Origin of the sequence: Nostoc sp. PA-18-2419, assembly GCF_005869855.1 — a bacterium.
Lineage (GTDB): Bacteria > Cyanobacteriota > Cyanobacteriia > Cyanobacteriales > Nostocaceae > Nostoc.
Genome location: NZ_SZNH01000048.1, coordinates 1 through 20,061, shown reverse-complemented (window position 1 = coordinate 20,061; position 20,061 = coordinate 1). Strand labels below are relative to the sequence as shown.

Genomic DNA, 20,061 nt, shown 5'->3' with positions numbered 1-20,061 from the left:
ACAATTTTGGAGTGTTTTTACTTTTATTTGCCTTTTGGCCAATTAAACCCCACGCATCAGGAGAATTTACATGACGAGCAGTTACAGTGCCGATCAGATTCAAGTTCTGGAAGGTCTGGAAGCCGTCCGCAAACGACCAGGAATGTACATCGGTACTACTGGGCCGCGAGGACTCCACCATTTAGTTTATGAGGTGGTGGACAATTCAATTGATGAGGCTCTGGCAGGTTACTGCACCCATATAGAGGTGGATATCAACGCTGATGGTTCTGTAACTGTAACAGATGATGGTCGCGGTATTCCCACAGATACTCACTCACGAACCGGAAAATCAGCTTTGGAAACTGTGTTAACTGTACTCCACGCCGGGGGTAAGTTTGGCGGTGGTGGGTACAAAGTTTCTGGAGGATTGCACGGAGTTGGTATTTCTGTTGTTAATGCTTTATCAGAGATTGTAGAAGTTACAGTTTGGCGAGATAAAAAAGTTCATACTCAACGCTATGAACGAGGCGTGCCAGTTACCGATTTGCAAGTCAAGCCTTACAAAGAAGCTAGAACTGGAACTTCTGTCAGCTTCAAGCCAGATAGCCAAATTTTTACCACTAGTATTGAGTTTGATTATATTACTTTATCAGGTCGCCTCCGGGAATTGGCATATCTGAATGCTGGTGTCAAAATTACCTTTAGCGACCACCGTCTAGAATTACTCAAAAGCGATACACCTAAGGTAGAATCCTACGAATATAAGGGTGGTATTAAAGAATATATCGCTTACATGAACCGTGAAAAGCAGCCACTACATGAAGAAATTATCTACGTCCAGGGAGAACGGAATAACGTTCAAGTCGAAGTTTCTTTACAGTGGTGTACCGATGCTTATACGGATAATGTACTAGGGTTTGCTAACAATATTCGCACAGTAGATGGTGGTACGCATTTAGAAGGATTAAAAGCAGTTCTGACTCGTACATTAAATGCGATCGCCCGCAAGCGCAATAAAATTAAAGAGAATGAACCCAACCTGAGTGGCGAACACGTGCGCGAAGGTTTAACGGCTGTAATTTCTGTAAAAGTTCCTGACCCTGAATTTGAAGGACAAACCAAAACCAAACTGGGTAACACTGAAGTCCGGGGTATTGTCGATTCTTTAGTGGGAGAAGTTCTCACCGAGTACTTAGAATTTCACCCTGGTGTTGCTGATGCAATTTTAGATAAAGCTATCCAAGCCTTCAAAGCCGCTGAAGCCGCCCGTCATGCGCGGGAATTAGTTAGGCGTAAATCTGTACTCGAATCTTCTCCATTACCTGGGAAATTGGCAGATTGTAGTTCTCGTGACCCAAGCGAATCAGAGATTTTCATCGTGGAAGGCGACTCAGCCGGCGGAAGTGCTAAACAAGGACGCGATCGCCGCACTCAAGCTATCTTACCTTTACGTGGTAAAATTCTTAACATTGAAAAAACTGATGACGCGAAAATTTATAAAAATAATGAAGTTCAAGCGTTAATTACAGCACTTGGTTTAGGTGTTAAAGGCGAGGAATTCGATGCTTCCCAACTGCGCTATCACCGCATAGTGATTATGACTGACGCTGACGTAGATGGAGCGCATATCCGCACTTTGTTGTTAACTTTCTTCTATCGGTATCAGCGATCGCTCATTGAACAAGGCTTTATTTATATTGCTTGTCCCCCACTATATAAAGTAGAACGCGGGCGCAATCATGAATATTGTTATAGCGATCGCGAAAAAGACCAAACAATCGCCAAATTTCCAGCTAACGCAAACTACACCATCCAACGCTTCAAAGGTTTGGGTGAAATGATGCCACAACAACTCTGGGACACGACAATGAACCCAGAAACTCGCAAGCTTAAGCAAGTTGAAATTGAGGATGCTGCCGAAGCTGATCGCATTTTCACTATTTTAATGGGCGATCGTGTTGCACCTAGAAGAGAATTCATTGAAACCTATGGTTCTAAGCTCAACTTCACGGATTTAGATATTTAATTTAATTTTTTCTCAGCACTTTAATAATTTATGACACTGGTAATGGGTAATAGGTAGAAAGCCTATTACCCATTAACTTTTTGCTCGTTTCTACATTCTCATCTATATTTAAAGGAAAGTTTATGACTGATAGCAATTTTCATATCTACGAGTAGACTAATCTCGTCCCTTGCCCATTCATAGATATGTCCTAATTTATATTATTCAAACTACCTCTTTTGACTGATGACAAATCAATAGATTAATAGATTTTTAGTAATAGTATCTTTGTATATTAAAAATTATGTCATTAGATGAGTGACTATATTTATAAATTTATTAATTATTGTCAATAATTGCATATTTAATTGGATTCTACAAAAAATTATGAAACCGAGCAAAAGCATAATAGGAAAAGTATTTTTCAATATCGTTGCCACAGGTAGTCTGATTGGTCTGTCTGCGTGCGCTAGACCTGTGACAGAAACTCCCACATCAACAACTGTCCCTCCCGTTGCCCAAACTCCTGTAACAACTGCTCCTCCTATTGCCCAAACTCCCATAACAATTCCTTCTCCTGTCACACCAACTCCCATTCCGACCCAAAATTTAGCAGAACTGGTAAAAACAGCAGCGGCTCAGGGACAGTTTAAAACTCTCATCCGAGCAGTAGAAGCCGCAGGCTTAACTCAACAATTAACCGCGCCAGGCCCTTACACCGTTTTTGCACCTAGTGATGCCGCTTTCTCTGCTTTACCTAAAGCTACTCTAGACAAACTCTTACAGCCCAGTAACAAACAACAATTAGTTAGACTTTTGGCCTACCACGTTATACCCGGACAGATTAACTCCCAACAATTGACATCTGGACAAGTCAAAACCCTGGAGGGCACTCCCGTTCAAATTACAGTAGATCGTGCTAGTAAAACCATAACTGTCAACAACGCTAAAGTAACTCAGCCTGATATCCCAGCTAGCAATGGCATTGTTCACATAGTAGATAAAGTGATTCTTCCACCAAATTTTCCGGCAAGTCTAAACCCAACCCCAATACCACGGTAATTTAGCAAAGCTAATATCTTAGTTTGATATCAGCAGCAAACTAATAAAATAAGTTAACAAAAGCCTTTGAGCGTCTACGTTCCTTAAATATACAATCGCTGTATGCCTGTTAACCCGTCCACCGTAGGGTTACTTAACCTATGCCTGTTGTTGCGGCGTTTTAATTGTAATATTTTTAGCACGAGTCTTTACACTACTCTACCTCCTAATCCCTAACCCTAGCCTCCTTTGTGTTGTTTTAGAGTTTATTGAATATGACCTACAAGCACTAGATTTATAATACATACACTACAAAATTGTTGATTCTTTTAATTAGTAACTCATCATATAATTTGAGGTATTGTAAAGATTTAAAAAAATCTATACACAAATTCCGCAATACCAACTTTATTGGAAATTATTTGCTCAATCTCCCCTGCCTAACTTGGTGATTAATTCTCCCCATCAGCGAGAAACACATTTGTTATGCTTGAATAACATAACTAAATATCATCTTTAAAACAACAATTAATAAGTATCGTGAGGCTTTGGGATCGCTAAATAAGAAATAAACCAAATTTTACTGAATTTTAAGTATTCAAATTGACAAATAATTTACTGAAGCTAAGCGAGCAGGCAAATCTTTGAGTTCTCTTTGCTCAAGGCAATGCCTAATGGAAACAAGCACTATTTGATTAAAAACTTGTTAATATCTTCATGTACTACAGTAGGAATAGCAATTGCATCGGATGTATCCAATGTACTTGTGTCTTCGGTAAAGTAATATCAACAATCTTCTAACACAAATCGTTTTTGAATTGATTAAAATATCCTTGTATACAGTAAAAAGAGTTTGTCAAGTTTCATAGGGCTGAAATCGCCACAGTGCGCTAACGTGTGAATAAGACCAAATTAGTTAAATCTAAAGAGATCTACTATCAGGTCGATCCTGCCATAACCTCGACTCCTCAGTTAAGGTAATTATTATGCAGAAGGTCAACTGCTCGCAGGCAAGCGCCACCTATTGTTGTTGTATTTATTCAAAGGAAAACCCACTTTGATTCCAGGATTCAATGATTTATCAAGGAAATGTAAAATGGTAAGGTTAAGACTTTTCGCCTGAGTTAAGATAATAATGCACAGTTTCTCAGTAATTTATGTTGTGTAAAATACATGAAATTGAGCAAAACAAAGTGTACCTGACTTTTGAATGTAATCAAAAAACCACTGCAATTCTGAAAAGAGTAGAAAATATTTAAGGGTGTGATTCCCCTTTTTAATATCTTTTTGGTAAAAGTGGATAACACTTGCTTAATGAATTCATGAGCTATACACAAAAAGGGTGCAATTTCTGTGAAACAGGCTACAATCGGAAGAGTCTTTATAGCAAAATCTGCCAAAAGTCTGAATTTGTTTGTATCAAGTGGTAAGTTTTTGATAAAGGCCAGTCTTTTTTTAAGACCAGTCACTTAAAAACTATGTGTGATAGCAATACATATCACATTTACTGAGGTGGCCAAGTTCAGCTTTAGTAATGACTTAAGCTAAAATAGAAAGCCCTCCTACGGAGGTGCAAAACAGCCGAAAATATCTCTGGTAAATCTGCCAAAAAGCTTATTTTCGGTCGCCAACTAGCTCGTTTAAAAGAGCATTAGACACATCTTGAGTAATTGATTCTGCAAGGAGCATGAGGAACGCGGCATGAACCAGGCTAACAACGTACTCGAAAGCATATATCAGCCTGACCTAGAAATAATGAATCAGCCTGAGCTCGAGTTAGAAGAACTCTTAATTGATGAAGAAGAGGACTTGCTGATCGTAGATGAAGGTGAAGATGAGTTTTTAGAGCCTCAGTCTGATGAGGACGACGCAAAGTCTGGAAAAGCCGCTAAATCGCGTCGTCGGACACAAAGCAAGAAAAAGCACTACACTGAAGATTCGATTCGGCTTTACTTACAAGAAATTGGTAGAATTCGCCTACTGCGGGCAGATGAAGAAATTGAATTAGCCCGTAAGATAGCTGATTTGCTCGAACTAGAAAGGGTACGGGAAAGACTTTCAGAACAGTTAGATCGCGATCCTCGTGATAGTGAATGGGCAGAAGCTGTCCAACTGCCACTTCCAGCTTTTCGTTACCGCCTGCACGTTGGACGCAGGGCCAAAGACAAGATGGTGCAATCTAACTTGCGACTTGTGGTTTCAATTGCTAAGAAATACATGAATCGTGGTTTGTCTTTCCAAGATTTAATTCAGGAAGGTAGTCTTGGTTTGATTCGCGCCGCTGAAAAGTTTGACCACGAGAAAGGTTATAAATTTTCTACCTACGCTACATGGTGGATTCGTCAAGCAATTACCAGAGCGATCGCTGATCAATCCCGCACTATTCGCCTTCCGGTCCACCTCTACGAAACCATTTCTCGAATTAAGAAAACCACCAAATTATTATCTCAAGAAATGGGTCGTAAACCCACAGAAGAAGAAATCGCTACTCGCATGGAAATGACCATTGAGAAGTTGCGGTTCATTGCTAAATCCGCCCAATTACCTATTTCATTAGAAACGCCAATTGGAAAAGAAGAAGATTCTCGATTGGGCGATTTTATTGAATCTGATGGCGAAACGCCGGAAGACCAAGTTTCTAAAAATCTGCTGCGTGAAGACTTAGAAAAAGTTCTCGATAGCCTTAGCCCTCGTGAACGCGATGTTCTCAGACTGCGGTACGGGTTGGATGATGGTCGGATGAAGACACTTGAAGAAATTGGACAGATTTTCAACGTCACCCGCGAACGCATTCGTCAAATTGAAGCGAAGGCACTCCGCAAGTTACGTCATCCAAATCGCAACAGCGTTCTCAAGGAGTATATTCGATAATCAAAAATCATTTATCGATAGTCATTAGTAGAATAAACAATTGACTAATGACAAACAAATAAACAACCTGGTAGTGAATTAACACTCCAGGTTTTTTATTTATAGGTCATTTTGAATATTAAAACTTAGAGGATACCCCAGAAGTGCAGGAAACCTTGACCAGAAAAAAGTTCAACTAGCACCGCTGCTAAAAAGCCAATCATAGCCAAGCGACCATTCCAGATTTCTGCTTGTGGGGTAAAGCCCCAGCGCCAAGCATTACGATCTTCAACTACTGGAGTAGTAACTTTTGCTGTAGTTGCATTTGTCATAGTTTATCTCCGAACTTAAGTTTTAAGCTTTATTGCCTTACGTAAACTAATATAACAAATCTTTTCATAAAAGCAACATTATTTATATTTTTGTTGCGAGATATTGACATTGAAAATAGAAATTAACTATCAGCAAAACATCTGTCTTTGGATACAAATACTAAATACTTTTGGTAGAGTTTACTAATCTTATTAAAATTATTTTGCAACTAGCTTAACAGCTAAGTAGTTGATAATGTCTAAAATCGTTGAAAAGCAAGAATTAAAATTAAAGATAGATGTGTATTAATTATGATTTAATTAATATTTTTTAGTATTAATTCAGAAATCTTGGTAAAAAATACTTACAGTTCAAGGTTGAAACAATCTTGTTTAGTAATCTTGTAAATGAACAGTTAACAGTTAAGTGATTAGGACTGCTTTATATGTGGGTACTCACTAAAATTATTAATTTAGCTTTGTCTTCAAAATAGTTACGCTACATCCGTCCTAACGAGTTGTTCAAAAGTACTCCTCTTCTCAAAGCTGGATAGCTAGTGATGATTTTGTGTGAAGGATTACTGACACATTTAACTTTGGGACAAAAACAACTCGTCTGTGTCAATATCTACGAAATGCTTCACTGTTATGGTGGTGTTTGGATTACTTCTGATTTCATTGATATAGGTAGTTGCTAATCAATCTGTCTTCGCGCTTACTCTCGATAGCCACCCAAGCTAAAAACTCACCCAACGGTATTTTTTCGCCAAGATATTTTCCAGTTGCTTGTGCTAGGTTTGCTGTGTCAGAATCAGCTTTAGCGTCGCTAGCTTCATACGGAAGTTCGAGATACAGTTAAATCAGTCTCTTTAAATCCTGCAAGTTGGCTTGTCGCAAGTTGAACATTACTTAATTAAGCTCGGATTTCGGCCACGGTGATAATTTTTTCATCACGGCTGAGTTGGAGGATGCTTTCACCTTTGACATCTCTACTTAAAATAGGCACTGTTTCAACAGGTATCCGCACTACTCGGTCTTTATTTGTCACTAGGGCTACCTCATTAGAAGCGATCGCCTTTACCATACCAGCTAAGTTGTCAGTTTTGCTGGTAAATTTCAGTGCTTGGGTACCTAAATCACCTCGATTAGCTCCTCTTAATTGACTGGCAATCATCCGCTTGGCATATCCTTCTTGAGTCACTAGCAATAGCTGGTCATCCTTACTGACAGTGACACAGCCAACCATTTGCTGATTTCTTAATAGTCGAAATGCTTGTAAACCCATGGCCGTACGACCCATGATTGGTAGTTGTTCGTCATTAACCGCAAATCGCAATACTCGCCCTCCAGAACTAGCTAAAATCAAATGCTCCCCTGGAATAGTGAACTGGGTGAATGATAATTGATCGTCGTCCTTGAGCTTCAAAATCGTGATTCCGCGACGAGTCAAATTAGTAAATTCTTCCAAAGATAAACGCTTAATTCGTCCTTGTTTTGTCAGGAGAACCATTTGACTAGTTTCAAGATTTTCCGGTAGTAAAAAGCGGCTCATTACATCTTCTTGAGTACCTTGAGCAGTATTGCTGAGCATGGTAATCAGTGGTGTTCCCCGTGGAGAACGCCCAGTAGTCTGGGGAATTTCTCCMACCTTCACAGGATAGACTTTGCCACCACTCGTAAGTATTAACAAATCTTTATCTGTATGTGTTAATACATTTTGTATAATAAAATCATTGTCGTGCAGACCATTTTCAATTTTCGACTTTTTCCCTGATGTCTGAATGCGCCGGACGTAACCCCGTTGGGTAAACTCTAAAATTGCTTCTTCTGCTGGTTGAGAAGATTTGAGGTTTTCTTCTTCCTGTTCTAACTTTCTGCTTCTTTGCCCCTCCGCCCTAAATCTTTGATCCTCTGCCTTAGACCTCTGCTCCTCTAATATTTTCGTCCGCCGGGGATCATTATACTTGCGCTTGAGCGATCGCAAATCTTTTTTCAGCGCCTTAAGTAATTCGTGGCGATCGCTGAGTAATCTTTGTAATAAATTAATTTGCTCGCTAAGTTGTTCAAATTCCTGCTGCAAGTTTTGCTGCTCTAAACTTGTGAGGCGGCGCAACGGCATTGCCAGAATTGCATCTCCTTGTACCTCACTCAAATTTAATCGGCTGCAAAGGTTAATTTTTGCGGTACTACCGTCAGCAGCTTGGCGCAAAATTTCAATAACTTCATCCAAATTAGACAAAGCTTTAAGCAAACCTTCCACCAAATGCAATCGACTTTGGGCTTTCCCCAATTCATAACTGTAGCGACGGTTAAGGGTTTGTTCTCGAAAACTCAAAAACTCCTGCAAAAGTTGCCGCACACTCAACTGGCGGGGTTGTCCATCGACTATTGCCAATAGAATTGCTCCAAAGTTACTTTGTAAGGCAGTTTGGTGATATAGATTTTGCAGAACTTCTTGAGGATTTGTATCGCGTTTGAGTTCGATTACCACTCGCATACCATCACGATCGCTTTCATCCCGCAGATCGGAAATTCCATGTAAGCGACCTTGATTTACTAAGTCCGCTACCTTCTCAATCCAACCTGCCTTATTCACTTGATATGGCAATTCTGTGACAATGATTGCCGTTCGTCGCTTGCTTCCCCTGGTGGCTGGAATTTCCTCCAACGTTGCCAGTCCCCGCAGGACAATTCCACCTTTACCTGTGGTGTATGCCTCCCGAATTCCCGCCTCACCAACTATTTCGCCACCAGTAGGAAAGTCCGGTCCTGGAATTAGCTCGAATAACTTTTCATCTGATAAATCTGGCGTGTCGATTAAGGCGATCAACCCATCAACTATTTCCCCCAAATTGTGCGGTGGAATATTTGTCGCCATCCCCACAGCAATACCAGAACAGCCATTGAGCAACAGAAATGGCAACTGAGCAGGTAAGACTGTTGGCTCTTGCTGGGAATTATCGAAATTACCGATAAATTCCACCGTTTCTTCGCCAATTTCAGTCAGCATTCCTTCATAACTGATGGGTGCGAGGCGCGTTTCTGTGTAGCGCATTGCCGCTGGTGGGTCATTATCAACGCTGCCAAAGTTCCCATGTCCAGCCAGTAAAGGATAGCGGCTAGAAAATTCCTGCACCAACCTGACTAATGCATCGTAAACCGCTTGATCCCCGTGGGGATGGTATTTACCCAATACATCACCCACTACACGGGCACATTTACGATAAGGTCTATCTGGGATCAAACCCAGTTCGTGCATTGCATAGAGAATGCGGCGATGTACTGGTTTTAAGCCATCACGCACGTCTGGTAGCGCTCGCCCGACAATCACGCTCATGGCATATTCTAAATAAGACCGTTGCATCTCGGTGTGCAGGGCTATTGTAATCACCTGTCCCGTTGAGAGAAGGTTTAACTGTTTTGCCATGAGTTTTTTCCCTGAAATTTAACTATATAAAGGCCGACGACACTCAATACTCCAGCAACCACAGCATAACGGATGAAATGGGATTCCTGACAAAATCTTGATAGTCACAGAATAAAAAGCAGTAATATCATCCTTAATGATGAGGCTCTTGATTGACTATTAAAAAGAAGGCACAGGACAATAATTTACATGCATTTAGTAGCTAGGATACATACCATGATTGCATTTCTTAATTTAGAATCTTGGGCAAAGTCTCAGGCACTTGTGGTAATCGCATTAACCAACTTAAAAAGCAAATAGACGCCACTTGCAACCCTATGGGAACGTCAAAGGCAAATAAAGTCAAAATAGTCCTAAAACAAAGCGGCTCAAATTTCCAACAGGAATTTTGAATGTCGAAAGTTTTTTGCCGGCTGAGTTCAGAATTTCTATAGTTACTGCTGGGCATAGCAAGATCCCAAAGAGTATAGTTAGCATTCAGAACTGTCCAAGACCAATTTTTGAATCCCTCCACCTCTATAACTAAAATTCTCATGAAAACCGTTTTAATTGTCGAAGACGATCTAATTAATGCTCGTGTTTTTTCAAAAATTTTGTCCAAGCGCGGTGGCTTGGGCGTGAAACATACTGAAAATGTGGAAGAAGTAATAAAGATTGCCCAATCGGGAGAAGCAGACTTGATTTTGATGGACGTTTCTCTTTCCAGAAGTGTTTATCAAGGCAAGTCAGTTGATGGAATCAAGATTACACAAATGTTAAAATCAGACCCAAAAACAGCAAACTTACCCGTTATTCTAGTGACGGCGCACGCTATGGAAGGTGATCGCGAAAACTTTCTCAAGCAAAGCGGTGCTGACGGCTACATTTCTAAACCAGTTGTTGACCATCAACAGTTTGTTGAACAGATCGTCACACTTCTGCCCCCAGACAAGCACTGACAAATCAGGACTTATTTTCGGAATATTCGTCTACCAATGTTTTTGACCAACTAGTTCCTATCTTTAATTAAGTATATATGTACTACAAGAGGGTACTGTTCGGCAAGTAGTAATAATAGAGGGGATTGGGGACTGGAGAAAACAAGAGTGTGGTAGAGGTGTCTGGTGTGGGAGGATGGAGAGGAAAATAGCTATTACTCAATAATTTCTCCCTCACTCCCCACTTCCCACTCCTATTGTGTAGGCCGTTTTTGAGTCACTGATGATGAGTTTTCGCCTTGCTGTAGAGCTKCTTGAATACGAGGTAATTCTAAGAATTTTTTCGTATCAGCTAGTAAGCGATCGCCCCAGAGATTTTCTTTGAGGAAGTTTAGACTACCATAGCGCGGATCGATGCGGAGTGCGGCTTCTCCCAAGCTCAGTCCTTGCTGGCGATCGCCTTTAGTATACAGTGCCACTGCCAGAGCCAATAAAGGTTCTGCGGCTTGCTTCTCAATGCTTACAGCTGATTGCCATTGCTTAATCGCTCCTGAGATGTCACCTTGTTCGTAGTTGATTAAKCCTATATTGTTGATTGCCGGCCAGAATTTTTTATCTTGAGTTACAGCTCGATTGTACTGGGAGACGGCATCTGGCAATCGACCCATTAAAAAGTAAGCATTACCCAAATCAAACAATCCTTCTGGGTCATTGGGTTTTAACTTCAAACCCTCTTGATAACTGACAACAGCTTGCTGGTACTTTTGTTGCTGAAAATTAGCTGAACCGATCGCAAACAGAATATCAGCATTTTTGGGGTTGAGAGATTGGGCTTTTTTTAAGGAAGCGATCGCTCCGTCAAACTCTTTATTCTGTAACTGCAATCCACCTAAGAGCAACCAGACTTTATCATTATTAGGAGCCAGCTGAGCAGCTAGCCGCGCTCGTGGCAAAGCTAAGTCAACCTGTTGAAACTGAGCTAATTGAGCCGCCTCCTGTGCCAGGGTCAACCCCTGCTTTTCTAACTTTGCTGCATCTAGTTGCAGCGTATGGGGTATTAATGCCTGCGCGTTAGCGGCTTTTGGTACACTCCATAAACTACAGACAACCACAAGAAAAATCAAATAAAAATGTTTAGGCACACTACCGCCTCTAAGCCACTTATCAAAGAATCTTTCAGCTAGCTTAAACGATCTCCGCTGTTGACGGCACCAAAATCTTGGGTCATTTGTGATTAGTCATTGGTCATTAGACCTCTTGCAAAGATATATTTTTGTAACAGGGGAAAAGGGAAAGGGTTTTGAGAACATTCCCCTTTTCCTCTTTCCCAACTTCTGCAAAAAGTCTATTGCTCATTGAGAGTATGGCAAAGGTAAGGTAGTGGGGTAAAGCTCTCTCCTGCTCTCCTCATTACAAAAACTGATGACTTTGGTCATACACCAGTCTGGAATTACTTATGACTTTGGTCATGCATCCGTTTAAACGTTTTGAGCAATAATTATTATGTATGAATTTATACGAAGAGGTAAATATTAAATATTTGACAGCAGATTTCAACTTAGTGAGGTATACAGCTTAGGTTTAGTAGCCAAACATTAAGTCTGTTTTACTTCCAAATTCTCAATTCTGCTGTAATACCAAAACAAAACAACTGTTTAAGACTTAAATCAAAACCGAAGCACAAAGGAGTCAATTCGATGTTGAAACAAAACTGTACATTTATAGCTTTAGCGGCCGCCACAATAGTTGTTCCTACTCTGTTGAGTGTGCCTGCAAATGCCCAAACGCAGGTTTACGTTGTTGGCCAAAGCGATCAAGATTGGAACCGTGACCACACTAATCCGATAGAAGTCAGAACTCGTGAAAATTGGAACAATTGGAACCGTGACGGCAGAGTCAATTCCAGAGAAGTCAGAACTCGCGAAAACTGGGACAATTGGGATCGCAACGGTAGACATAATCCTAGAGAAATTAGAAATCGCCAAAACTGGGACAACTGGAACCGTGACAACCAACCCTATACCAGAGTAATCAGACTTGGTAATGGTGATATTAGATACCCAAATGGGCAAATTATTCCTGCTAGAAGTATAGCTAGACTACGTAATCAAGGTTACTTTAGACTTCCTAATGGGGATATTCTTCTTCCGAGTGAGGAAATTGTTCCTGCCGCTAGATTAGTTCGAGTGCGTGATGGTTACTTCAGGCTTCCTGATGGACTGATACTGCAAATCAACCTCTAAAAACACTTAATAACTAAAAATTATTCTCAGTATGGAGCTACCAGGCTATAGTTTTAGCCGTGAAGAACAGCTCGGTAGCCGTTCCTTCTAAACTAAAAATCAACATGCAAATTGATACAAAAAAAACTGTAGATTCACCAGTTTTTCCTCCACAGGTAAAGAAAAAAATAAGTAAGAAAAATTGGCTCTCTTGGCTACTTGTTCTTGCTTTATTGGGTGGAATTGGCTACGCAGTATATTATCAAGTAACTGTCGTTCCCCATCAACAAGCCAGACGGCGAATGGTGACAAGAGCTGTACAAAGGCAGAATTTAGTAGTCAAAGTTTCAGCTAATGGAGAGGTGAAGCCTGAGCGGTTAATCAACCTTAGTCCAAAAAATTCAGGTGTATTGAAAACACTACTGGTGAAGGAAGGAGATATCGTCAAACAAGGGCAGATTTTAGCTTACATGGATGATTCCAACCTGCGGGGGCAACTCACTTCTGCTCAAGGACAATTAGCACAAGCCGAAGCGAATCTGCAAAAAGCCCAAGCAGGTAATCGCCCCCAGGATATTGCTCAAGCACAGGCACAACTAGACGAAGCAGAAGCGAATCTGCAAAAGGTACAAGCGGGCAATCGCTCTCAAGATATTGCTCAAGCACAGGCACGTTTACAAAGCGCTCAAGCAAACTTAAGTAAAGCAGAAGATGATTTTCGGCGCAATCAACAACTTTATAATGCAGGCGGTATTTCTCTTCAGACTCTCAACCAAAACCGTGCTGACAAGGATAGTGCTCAAGCAGCTGTTAATGAAGCACAGCAAGCACTAGCTTTGCAAAAAGCTGGGTCACGAAAAGAAGACATCGAACAAGCACGAGCCGTAGTTAATCAAAGACAACAAGCTTTGGCACTCCTGAAAGCTGGAAGCCGCAAAGAAGATATAGATGCAGCCCGCGCCCAGGTAACATCTGCTCGGGGTTCGCTGCAAAATATCCAAGCCGAAATCAACGATACGATTATTCGCGCCCCATTTGATAGCGTAGTGACCAAAAAGTACGCCGATCCCGGCGCTTTTGTAACTCCCACAACTGCCAGTAGTGACGTATCTTCTGCTACTTCTTCTTCAATCTTGTCTTTGGCTTCCACAAATGAAGTTGTCGCCAATTTAGCGGAGACAAATATTTCTAAAATCAGCCTTGGTCAAAAAGTAACCATTCAAGCAGATGCCTATCCAGGAAAAACTTTTGAAGGCAAAGTTAGGCAAATTGCTGCTCAATCCGTAGTAGAACAAAACGTTACCAGTTTTGAAGTCAGAGTGTCACTTTCAGACCCTCAAATGCTACTACGGTCTGGGATGAATGTGGAAGCAGATTTTCAAGTCGGTGAAGTTAAAAATGCCTTGGTGGTGCCAACAGCTTCGGTGGTACGCCAAGAAAATGCTACAGGCGTGTTTGTGCCAGGAAAAAATAACAGACCTGTATTTACTCCCATCGAAACGGGCATCACCGCGAATAACTTTACTGAAGTTAAATCTGGATTGACAGGAAACGAAAGGGTATTGCTGAGTTTCCCGCCAGGATCGCGTCCGCAATCAACACCACGAGGAGGAGTTTTTCCTGGTATAGGAGGAGGCGCAGAAGGAGGCAGAGGATCTGGCGGCAGGGGAGGTCGTTCAGGCGGTGGTTCCCCCTAAATTTAGCTTTAAATACAACTTTATGTTTAAGATATTTAAGGGTTTTTACAAAGGAAAGAGTAGCCGTACAGTGCCGCTGTTAGAGATATTGTCAATGGCGGTAGAGACACTCTGGAGTAATAAATTACGCACGGGATTAACGATGTTGGGCGTAATTATTGGTATTTCCTCAGTGATTGCTATTACTTCGGTTGGTCAAGGAGTGCAAAAAGGAGTCGAACAACAGATCCAAGCATTAGGTACAGATGTACTGCAAATATTAGCTGGTGCAGCCAGAAGCGGGAATGTGCGTCAAGGAATAGGTTCTAGCAGCACTTTGACCTGGGAAGATGCCAAAGCGATCGCCACACAAGCTCCATCAGTTCAACTAGTTTCTGCTTACCTCCAGCGGAGTGCCCAAGTTGTTTATCAAGGACAAAACACTTCAACAACAATTTATGGTACGGATTTAAATTACCCAGAAGTGAGAAATACTCACCCCCAGCAGGGGAGATATTTCACTCAAGAAGAACTAGATTCCAGAGCTCAAGTTGCCATTCTTGGTCCTACTGTCCAACGCACACTGTTTGGACAGAGTGGTAATGTTATGGGTACAAGAATTCGGATTCAAGGAGAAGCTTACGAAGTCATTGGTGTGATGGAACCTAAAGGTTCTCAAGGGCCGATGGATCGAGATGACCAAATTTTCATTCCTCTAACTAGTATGTCGGCAAGACTAGTTGGTAATAATGCTTTAGTAGGTATTTCGGTAACCGGGATTTTAGTTAAATCAGCTAATCAAGAAGATTTAGAAGCAGCACAGTTTCAAGTCACCAATTTGTTGCGCTTGCGGCATAATATTTATCCGCCCCAAGTTGATGATTTCAGACTCACTAACCAAGCTGATATTGTTAGTACTTTCACTAATGTTGTGGGTTTATTTACAGTAATGGTAGTGGCGATCGCCGGCATTTCCTTAGTAGTTGGCGGGATTGGTATTGCTAACATCATGTTAGTTTCCGTAGTCGAACGCACGCGGGAAATCGGCATTCGTAAAGCTGTAGGAGCTACTAATTCAGCAATCCTCAATCAATTTTTAGCCGAAGCGATCGTGATTTCAATTGTTGGCGGAGGTATTGGTATGGGGACTGGCGTATTATTAGCCTTTGTAGCTGCAAACATTTTCAAATTTCCATTTATAATTTCTTTGTTGTCGATTGTTGCTGGGTTTGGACTGTCATTAACGGTTGGCTTATTAGCTGGGGTTATTCCAGCACGAAACGCATCCAAACTAGATCCAATCACCGCTTTGCGTAGTGACTAAACCATTTATTTTTATTTCACCCACAACTAAAAATCAACAGATTACGCCAGAGAACGGCGATTACCTTTAGTTCATCAAGTTGGATTCAAAGAAACAGCATTACAAGTTATCTTCCCTGATATTGAAAAATTTTGTGCTGAAGTGAGAATGTTAATTGAACTTAGATTAGTGCAGTTTTCACAAGGCAATTACTAACTACAAATAAAGTTGGATAACACTAAATAAAATAGTTCAGAAAATTTTAGTCCAAAAATACCAATTTTAATTAAATGCTAATTAAAGATTAAATTACAGTAAACACATTTGATTTTTTGTAACCTTTAGAGTTTTTACAGTAAATATAATTTCAAACTAATTAAAAATAACTAACAATTTATGAATTTAAAATCAATATGCCAACCATGATTTGGATGGAATCCATTACTAAGACCTACCATTTAGGAGAAATCAGCGTTCCGATACTCAAAGGTATTCAACTCTCTATTGAAGAAGGGGAATATGTCGCCATTATGGGCGCATCAGGTTCGGGTAAATCTACACTGATGAATATTTTAGGATGTCTTGATCGCCCCACAACAGGACACTATATTTTTGAAGGTAGAAATCTCACAACTTATGATGATGATGAATTAGCTTATATTCGCAACCAAAGGATAGGTTTTGTTTTCCAACAATTTAATTTATTGGCGCGGGCGACAGCGCTAGAGAATGTAATGCTACCAATGGTTTATGCTAACTTACCTAAAGTAAAACGCCATCAAAGGGCATTAGAAGCCTTGGAAAAGGTAGGATTAGGAGGACGCATTTCTAACCGTCCCAGTCAACTATCTGGTGGACAACAACAACGCGTAGCTATTGCTCGCGCTTTAGTCAACCGACCTGCATTAGTTTTGGCAGATGAGCCAACAGGTGCTCTAGACACTGAAACTTCTCATGAGGTAATGAATTTGCTGACAGAACTTAACAAGCAAGGCATTACAATTGTGATTGTTACTCATGAACCAGATATCGCTGCTCAAACTAAAAGAATTATCCGAGTTCAAGATGGTTTAATTGTATAGTTAGGGCATTTGTCATTTATTATTCTCTGTATTCCTGCATTGCTCATTTCGCAGCACCCAATGTAATTACGAATTACAAATTACGAATTATGAATTATGAATTATGAATGTGAATTCGATTTTTTGGTGTGTTAATTCTACCTGGATTGTCTTAACGGTCGCTATTTTTTGTCCAATAGCAAGTGCAACAACTCCCCCAAAACCACAAAATTCCTCAACTTCTTTACAGGTTCCCAATTCCCTCAACCCCAATCCTAATCCTCTACAATTTCCTACCAAGCCGCAGGAAGTACAGATTCAGCAAACTGTACCAATCAGTTTGACCCAAGCTTTGGAATTAGCACGACGCAATAACCGAGATTTACAAGTAGCTATTTTAGAACTAGAACGCAGTCGTTCAGCACTACGCGAATCTCAAGCTACCTTATTTCCTAGTCTTGGACTTAACGCAAATCTGACTAACAATGGTAATGGTTTTAGAAACAATTCATCTCAAGCCACAACTACTTTCACTGGTTCAGCACAAGTGAATTATGACCTGTCTACCTCTGGTAACCGACAAGCTACTATTCGAGCTGCTGAGGAACAGTTACGGGTAGATGAATTAACTGTTGAAAGCCAATCTTTAGAAATTCAGCTTAATGTTACGACTGAATATTATGATTTGCAACAGGCAGATGAAGAAGTACGAATTAATCAGTCTGCTGTGAATAATGCCCAGGCGAGTTTGCGAGATACTCAAGCTCGACTAGATGCTGGAGTGGGTACACGGTTTGATGTACTACAAGCTCAGGTAAATTTAGCAAATGCCCAACAACAACTGACTAATGCTATTTCGCAACAGCAAATTGCCCGTCGTCAACTTGCAACTCTGTTAAGTTTAGCCCAATCAGTTAATATCACTGCCTCAGATCCTGTAGGATTGGCAGGTGTTTGGCAGCCAACACTGGAAGAAACGATTATTCGAGCTTTTCAAAATCGTCCGGAGTTACAACAGCAATTAGCACAACGTAATATTAGCGAGCAACAGCGACGACAGGCACTTTCACAGCTGGGTCCACAAATTAGTTTGGTAGGCAGCTACAACTTACTAGACCGCTACAACGATGGAGTCAGCATTACTGATGGCTATTCAGTGGGAGGGCAAGCAAATCTAAATTTGTTTGATGGAGGAGCAGCAAGAGCGCGCGCAGCTCAGTCGAAAAGTAATATTGCGATCGCAGAAGCTCAATTTGCTAGCCAGCGCGACCTAGTTCGCTTTAACGTAGAACAATATTATTCTCAATTACAAGCCAATTTAAATAATGTGCAAACTTCTAGTGTGGCTTTAAATCAAGCTACGCAGGCTTTGGAATTAGCCAGGTTAAGATTCCAAGCTGGTGTCGGAACTCAAACAGAGGTAATTGATGCCGAAAATGACCTGACAAGAGCACAAGGAAATCGAGTTACAGCTATCTTGGATTACAATCGCGCTTTAGCTAATTTACAAAGATCCGTCACTTCCAGGGCTTCGCGTTAAAGTCGAATTCTTACACAAAACCATCCATAGCTGTAGTCGAGATAGCTAAAGTCAAGTTTTGTCAGTATATCTTTCTCAAGATAGAAGCTATTCACGAGATTTCTCTGTTAGCAATCAGTAACATTAGCCACAAAAACTTGATAAAGTAAAAATTACAGAGATAAAAATGGTGAATAAACGCGGCAACGCTGCAAATTTAATCCCCTATCTTCCAAAATGGCAGCATTTACCTACTAAATCGATTCGGATACCAGAGATATTTGTGCAAAAAGTGTTACAATATGCTCGGCAACTAGATGCAGGAAAACCAGACAAACGCATTGAAATTCGCCAAGACTATGATGCAGTGGTAGTGATTGGCCCCTATGACCCAAGAGGGACCTTTCAGATAAAAGCCAGATCGATAGAAGGATGGCGTTTTCATCGGGAGAGCGAAAGTTGGTGGTATCCTCTAGAAAAGATTGAAGAAATTGTGGCAGTGTTTCCAGAATGGGTACTAGATGAGAATGCCAAAGCTGTGATCGCACTTATTCAAGCCAAAAGGGCACTCCAATGGCAATTAGAGGATTTAAACTAAAATTATTATCCAGCGCTCGTGTTGAGGATAGGGCATCATCCTAGATCTTTGGTGCGTTAGGACCAGTTCTTATAAGCAAAGCAACTGACAAATAAAAAATATTTCATTGTTGACACTCATTAGTCATCAGTCATCAACTTCAAATAGGATAATTTATTTCTTAAAATTCCGTAACGCACCTTATAAAACTGTCTTCTACTGAATCGGTATCAATAGTTTTGATGAAGCTGTATCTCCAATTTTTTCTAATAATTGCGATTATCTTTGTTACATCTTGCCAATCAACAGAAATTCCACCAAAATCACAACCTAACGCTACTCAAACAAGCGGATCTCAAAAGATAGTGACTCTGGATAAAAATTTCCAGATAGCAGTGGGTCAAACTATCTATGTTCCTGTCTATTCTCAGATTTATCATCACAATCGGCAGGAAATTTTTGAGTTAGCAGTTACCCTTAGTATTCGGAATACAGATTTGAATAATCCAATCGTAATTACTTCTGTGCGCTACTATAACTCAGATGGAAAATTAGTTAAGCAATATTTAGAGCGCCCGATTCAACTTGATGCCCTAGCTTCCACAGATTTTTTTATTAATAGAAATGATACCAGTGGAGGTTTAGGAGCAAACTTTATTGTAGAGTGGGTAGCGCAAACAGAAATATCTGAACCTATAGTAGAAGCAGTGATGATTGGTACTGATTTTCAGCAAGGAATTTCTTTTACTAGTATTGGTAAAGTCATTAAAAGTCAAAATAATCAAAAGCGATCGCTTTCAAAATAGACAAAAATCAGGCGCAAGGGAGAAAATCTTAAATAGGTAAGTTAGAGACCATTTATAAAGTAAATCTGGCGTTGCTGAATAAAGGGATGAATTAATTTATATAGGTACAATTTGATACTTCAAATAATGAAGTAATAATTTAATTGAGTGTCTCAGCATTTGTTCTGATTTGGAATAGCATAAAGTTTTTCTGTGAAGGCGTGCAAGATAATGACGTAATCGGGTATTTTCATTTTCTACTCGCGTCATATATGTTTTACTCACAATTTGATCTCCATTGGGTATAAAACTAGGGTAAACTTTCCAGCCATCGGTCACATAAAAATAGCTTTCCCACTGTTTCACAATTTCCCATAATGGCTCA

15 protein-coding genes are annotated in these 20,061 nt (G+C 40.5%); 11 read left to right on the top strand and 4 right to left on the bottom strand.

All coding sequences use genetic code 11. From position 1 onward, the window contains the following. Positions 1 to 70: 70 nt before the first annotated feature. The 3 genes from gyrB to rpoD all read left to right on the top strand — a co-directional run bounded on the left by gyrB (position 71) and on the right by rpoD (position 5,899). Complete coding sequence (gene gyrB / locus FCR06_RS28770) at positions 71 to 2,008, top strand: DNA topoisomerase (ATP-hydrolyzing) subunit B (RefSeq protein WP_138505899.1); 1,938 nt, start codon at positions 71 to 73, stop codon at positions 2,006 to 2,008. A gap of 366 nt (positions 2,009 to 2,374) precedes the next feature. After that, positions 2,375 to 3,049, top strand: coding sequence for a fasciclin domain-containing protein (locus tag FCR06_RS28765; protein ID WP_138505897.1), 675 nt, complete (start codon positions 2,375 to 2,377; stop codon positions 3,047 to 3,049). 1,680 nt (positions 3,050 to 4,729) lie between these two features. Continuing rightward, positions 4,730 to 5,899 (top strand): RNA polymerase sigma factor RpoD, encoded by a 1,170-nt coding sequence (gene rpoD / locus FCR06_RS28755; RefSeq protein WP_138505895.1) that lies wholly within the window; start codon positions 4,730 to 4,732, stop codon positions 5,897 to 5,899. A gap of 125 nt (positions 5,900 to 6,024) precedes the next feature. Here rpoD and FCR06_RS28750 read toward each other — a convergent pair whose 3' ends face one another. Together FCR06_RS28750 and gyrA are read right to left on the bottom strand one after the other, a co-directional pair. Next, entirely contained in the window at positions 6,025 to 6,210 is a 186-nt protein-coding gene (locus FCR06_RS28750; RefSeq protein WP_138505893.1) for a chlorophyll a/b-binding protein, read from the bottom strand. 892 nt (positions 6,211 to 7,102) lie between these two features. After that, positions 7,103 to 9,616 carry a DNA gyrase subunit A gene (gene gyrA / locus FCR06_RS28745; RefSeq protein ID WP_138505891.1) on the bottom strand — a complete coding sequence of 838 codons (2,514 nt, stop codon included), beginning with the start codon at positions 9,614 to 9,616 and terminating at the stop codon, positions 7,103 to 7,105. Between the two features lie 533 nt (positions 9,617 to 10,149). On the opposite strand from gyrA, the gene FCR06_RS28740 reads away from it, so the two are divergent. Then, positions 10,150 to 10,554, top strand: a complete 405-nt coding sequence (locus tag FCR06_RS28740; protein WP_138505889.1) for a response regulator — start codon at positions 10,150 to 10,152, stop codon at positions 10,552 to 10,554. Positions 10,555 to 10,787: 233 nt separating this feature from the next. On the opposite strand, the gene FCR06_RS28735 is transcribed toward FCR06_RS28740, so the two are convergent. Then, on the bottom strand, positions 10,788 to 11,675 hold the full coding sequence (locus FCR06_RS28735; protein ID WP_138505887.1) for a tetratricopeptide repeat protein: 888 nt from the start codon (positions 11,673 to 11,675) through the stop codon (positions 10,788 to 10,790). Positions 11,676 to 12,230: 555 nt separating this feature from the next. Here FCR06_RS28735 and FCR06_RS28730 point away from each other — a divergent pair. From FCR06_RS28730 to FCR06_RS28700, 7 genes are all read left to right on the top strand, one after another. Further along, positions 12,231 to 12,776 carry a hypothetical protein gene (locus tag FCR06_RS28730; protein ID WP_138505885.1) on the top strand — a complete coding sequence of 182 codons (546 nt, stop codon included), beginning with the start codon at positions 12,231 to 12,233 and terminating at the stop codon, positions 12,774 to 12,776. A gap of 104 nt (positions 12,777 to 12,880) precedes the next feature. Then, the gene (locus FCR06_RS28725) at positions 12,881 to 14,452 is read left to right on the top strand and encodes an efflux RND transporter periplasmic adaptor subunit (protein ID WP_138505883.1); all 1,572 of its coding nucleotides are present in this window, start codon (positions 12,881 to 12,883) and stop codon (positions 14,450 to 14,452) included. Positions 14,453 to 14,474: 22 nt separating this feature from the next. Continuing rightward, positions 14,475 to 15,755, top strand: a complete 1,281-nt coding sequence (locus tag FCR06_RS28720) for an ABC transporter permease (protein WP_411268029.1) — start codon at positions 14,475 to 14,477, stop codon at positions 15,753 to 15,755. Between the two features lie 392 nt (positions 15,756 to 16,147). Next, complete coding sequence (locus tag FCR06_RS28715; protein WP_138505880.1) at positions 16,148 to 16,816, top strand: ABC transporter ATP-binding protein; 669 nt, start codon at positions 16,148 to 16,150, stop codon at positions 16,814 to 16,816. 103 nt (positions 16,817 to 16,919) lie between these two features. Continuing rightward, positions 16,920 to 18,335, top strand: coding sequence for a TolC family protein (locus FCR06_RS28710; protein WP_138505878.1), 1,416 nt, complete (start codon positions 16,920 to 16,922; stop codon positions 18,333 to 18,335). A 166-nt stretch (positions 18,336 to 18,501) separates the two neighbouring features. Next, positions 18,502 to 18,912 carry a hypothetical protein gene (locus FCR06_RS28705; RefSeq protein WP_138505876.1) on the top strand — a complete coding sequence of 137 codons (411 nt, stop codon included), beginning with the start codon at positions 18,502 to 18,504 and terminating at the stop codon, positions 18,910 to 18,912. Between the two features lie 221 nt (positions 18,913 to 19,133). Further along, positions 19,134 to 19,697, top strand: a complete 564-nt coding sequence (locus FCR06_RS28700) for a DUF3124 domain-containing protein (RefSeq protein WP_138505874.1) — start codon at positions 19,134 to 19,136, stop codon at positions 19,695 to 19,697. A 96-nt stretch (positions 19,698 to 19,793) separates the two neighbouring features. On the opposite strand, the gene FCR06_RS28695 is transcribed toward FCR06_RS28700, so the two are convergent. Further along, positions 19,794 to 20,061 (bottom strand): IS1 family transposase (locus FCR06_RS28695; protein ID WP_138501583.1); only part of this gene is annotated, 268 nt, incomplete at its 5' end.

Coding starts and splice junctions, on each gene's coding strand:
- FCR06_RS28740 (WP_138505889.1), top strand. CDS start 10,150: ATGAAAACCGTTTTAATTGTCGAAGACGATCTAATTAATGCTCGTGTT.
- FCR06_RS28715 (WP_138505880.1), top strand. CDS start 16,148: ATGCCAACCATGATTTGGATGGAATCCATTACTAAGACCTACCATTTA.
- FCR06_RS28700 (WP_138505874.1), top strand. CDS start 19,134: ATGAAGCTGTATCTCCAATTTTTTCTAATAATTGCGATTATCTTTGTT.
- FCR06_RS28725 (WP_138505883.1), top strand. CDS start 12,881: ATGCAAATTGATACAAAAAAAACTGTAGATTCACCAGTTTTTCCTCCA.
- FCR06_RS28750 (WP_138505893.1), bottom strand. CDS start 6,210: ATGACAAATGCAACTACAGCAAAAGTTACTACTCCAGTAGTTGAAGAT.
- FCR06_RS28730 (WP_138505885.1), top strand. CDS start 12,231: ATGTTGAAACAAAACTGTACATTTATAGCTTTAGCGGCCGCCACAATA.
- rpoD (WP_138505895.1), top strand. CDS start 4,730: ATGAACCAGGCTAACAACGTACTCGAAAGCATATATCAGCCTGACCTA.
- FCR06_RS28765 (WP_138505897.1), top strand. CDS start 2,375: ATGAAACCGAGCAAAAGCATAATAGGAAAAGTATTTTTCAATATCGTT.
- FCR06_RS28710 (WP_138505878.1), top strand. CDS start 16,920: ATGAATGTGAATTCGATTTTTTGGTGTGTTAATTCTACCTGGATTGTC.
- FCR06_RS28705 (WP_138505876.1), top strand. CDS start 18,502: ATGGTGAATAAACGCGGCAACGCTGCAAATTTAATCCCCTATCTTCCA.
- FCR06_RS28720 (WP_411268029.1), top strand. CDS start 14,475: ATGTTTAAGATATTTAAGGGTTTTTACAAAGGAAAGAGTAGCCGTACA.
- gyrB (WP_138505899.1), top strand. CDS start 71: ATGACGAGCAGTTACAGTGCCGATCAGATTCAAGTTCTGGAAGGTCTG.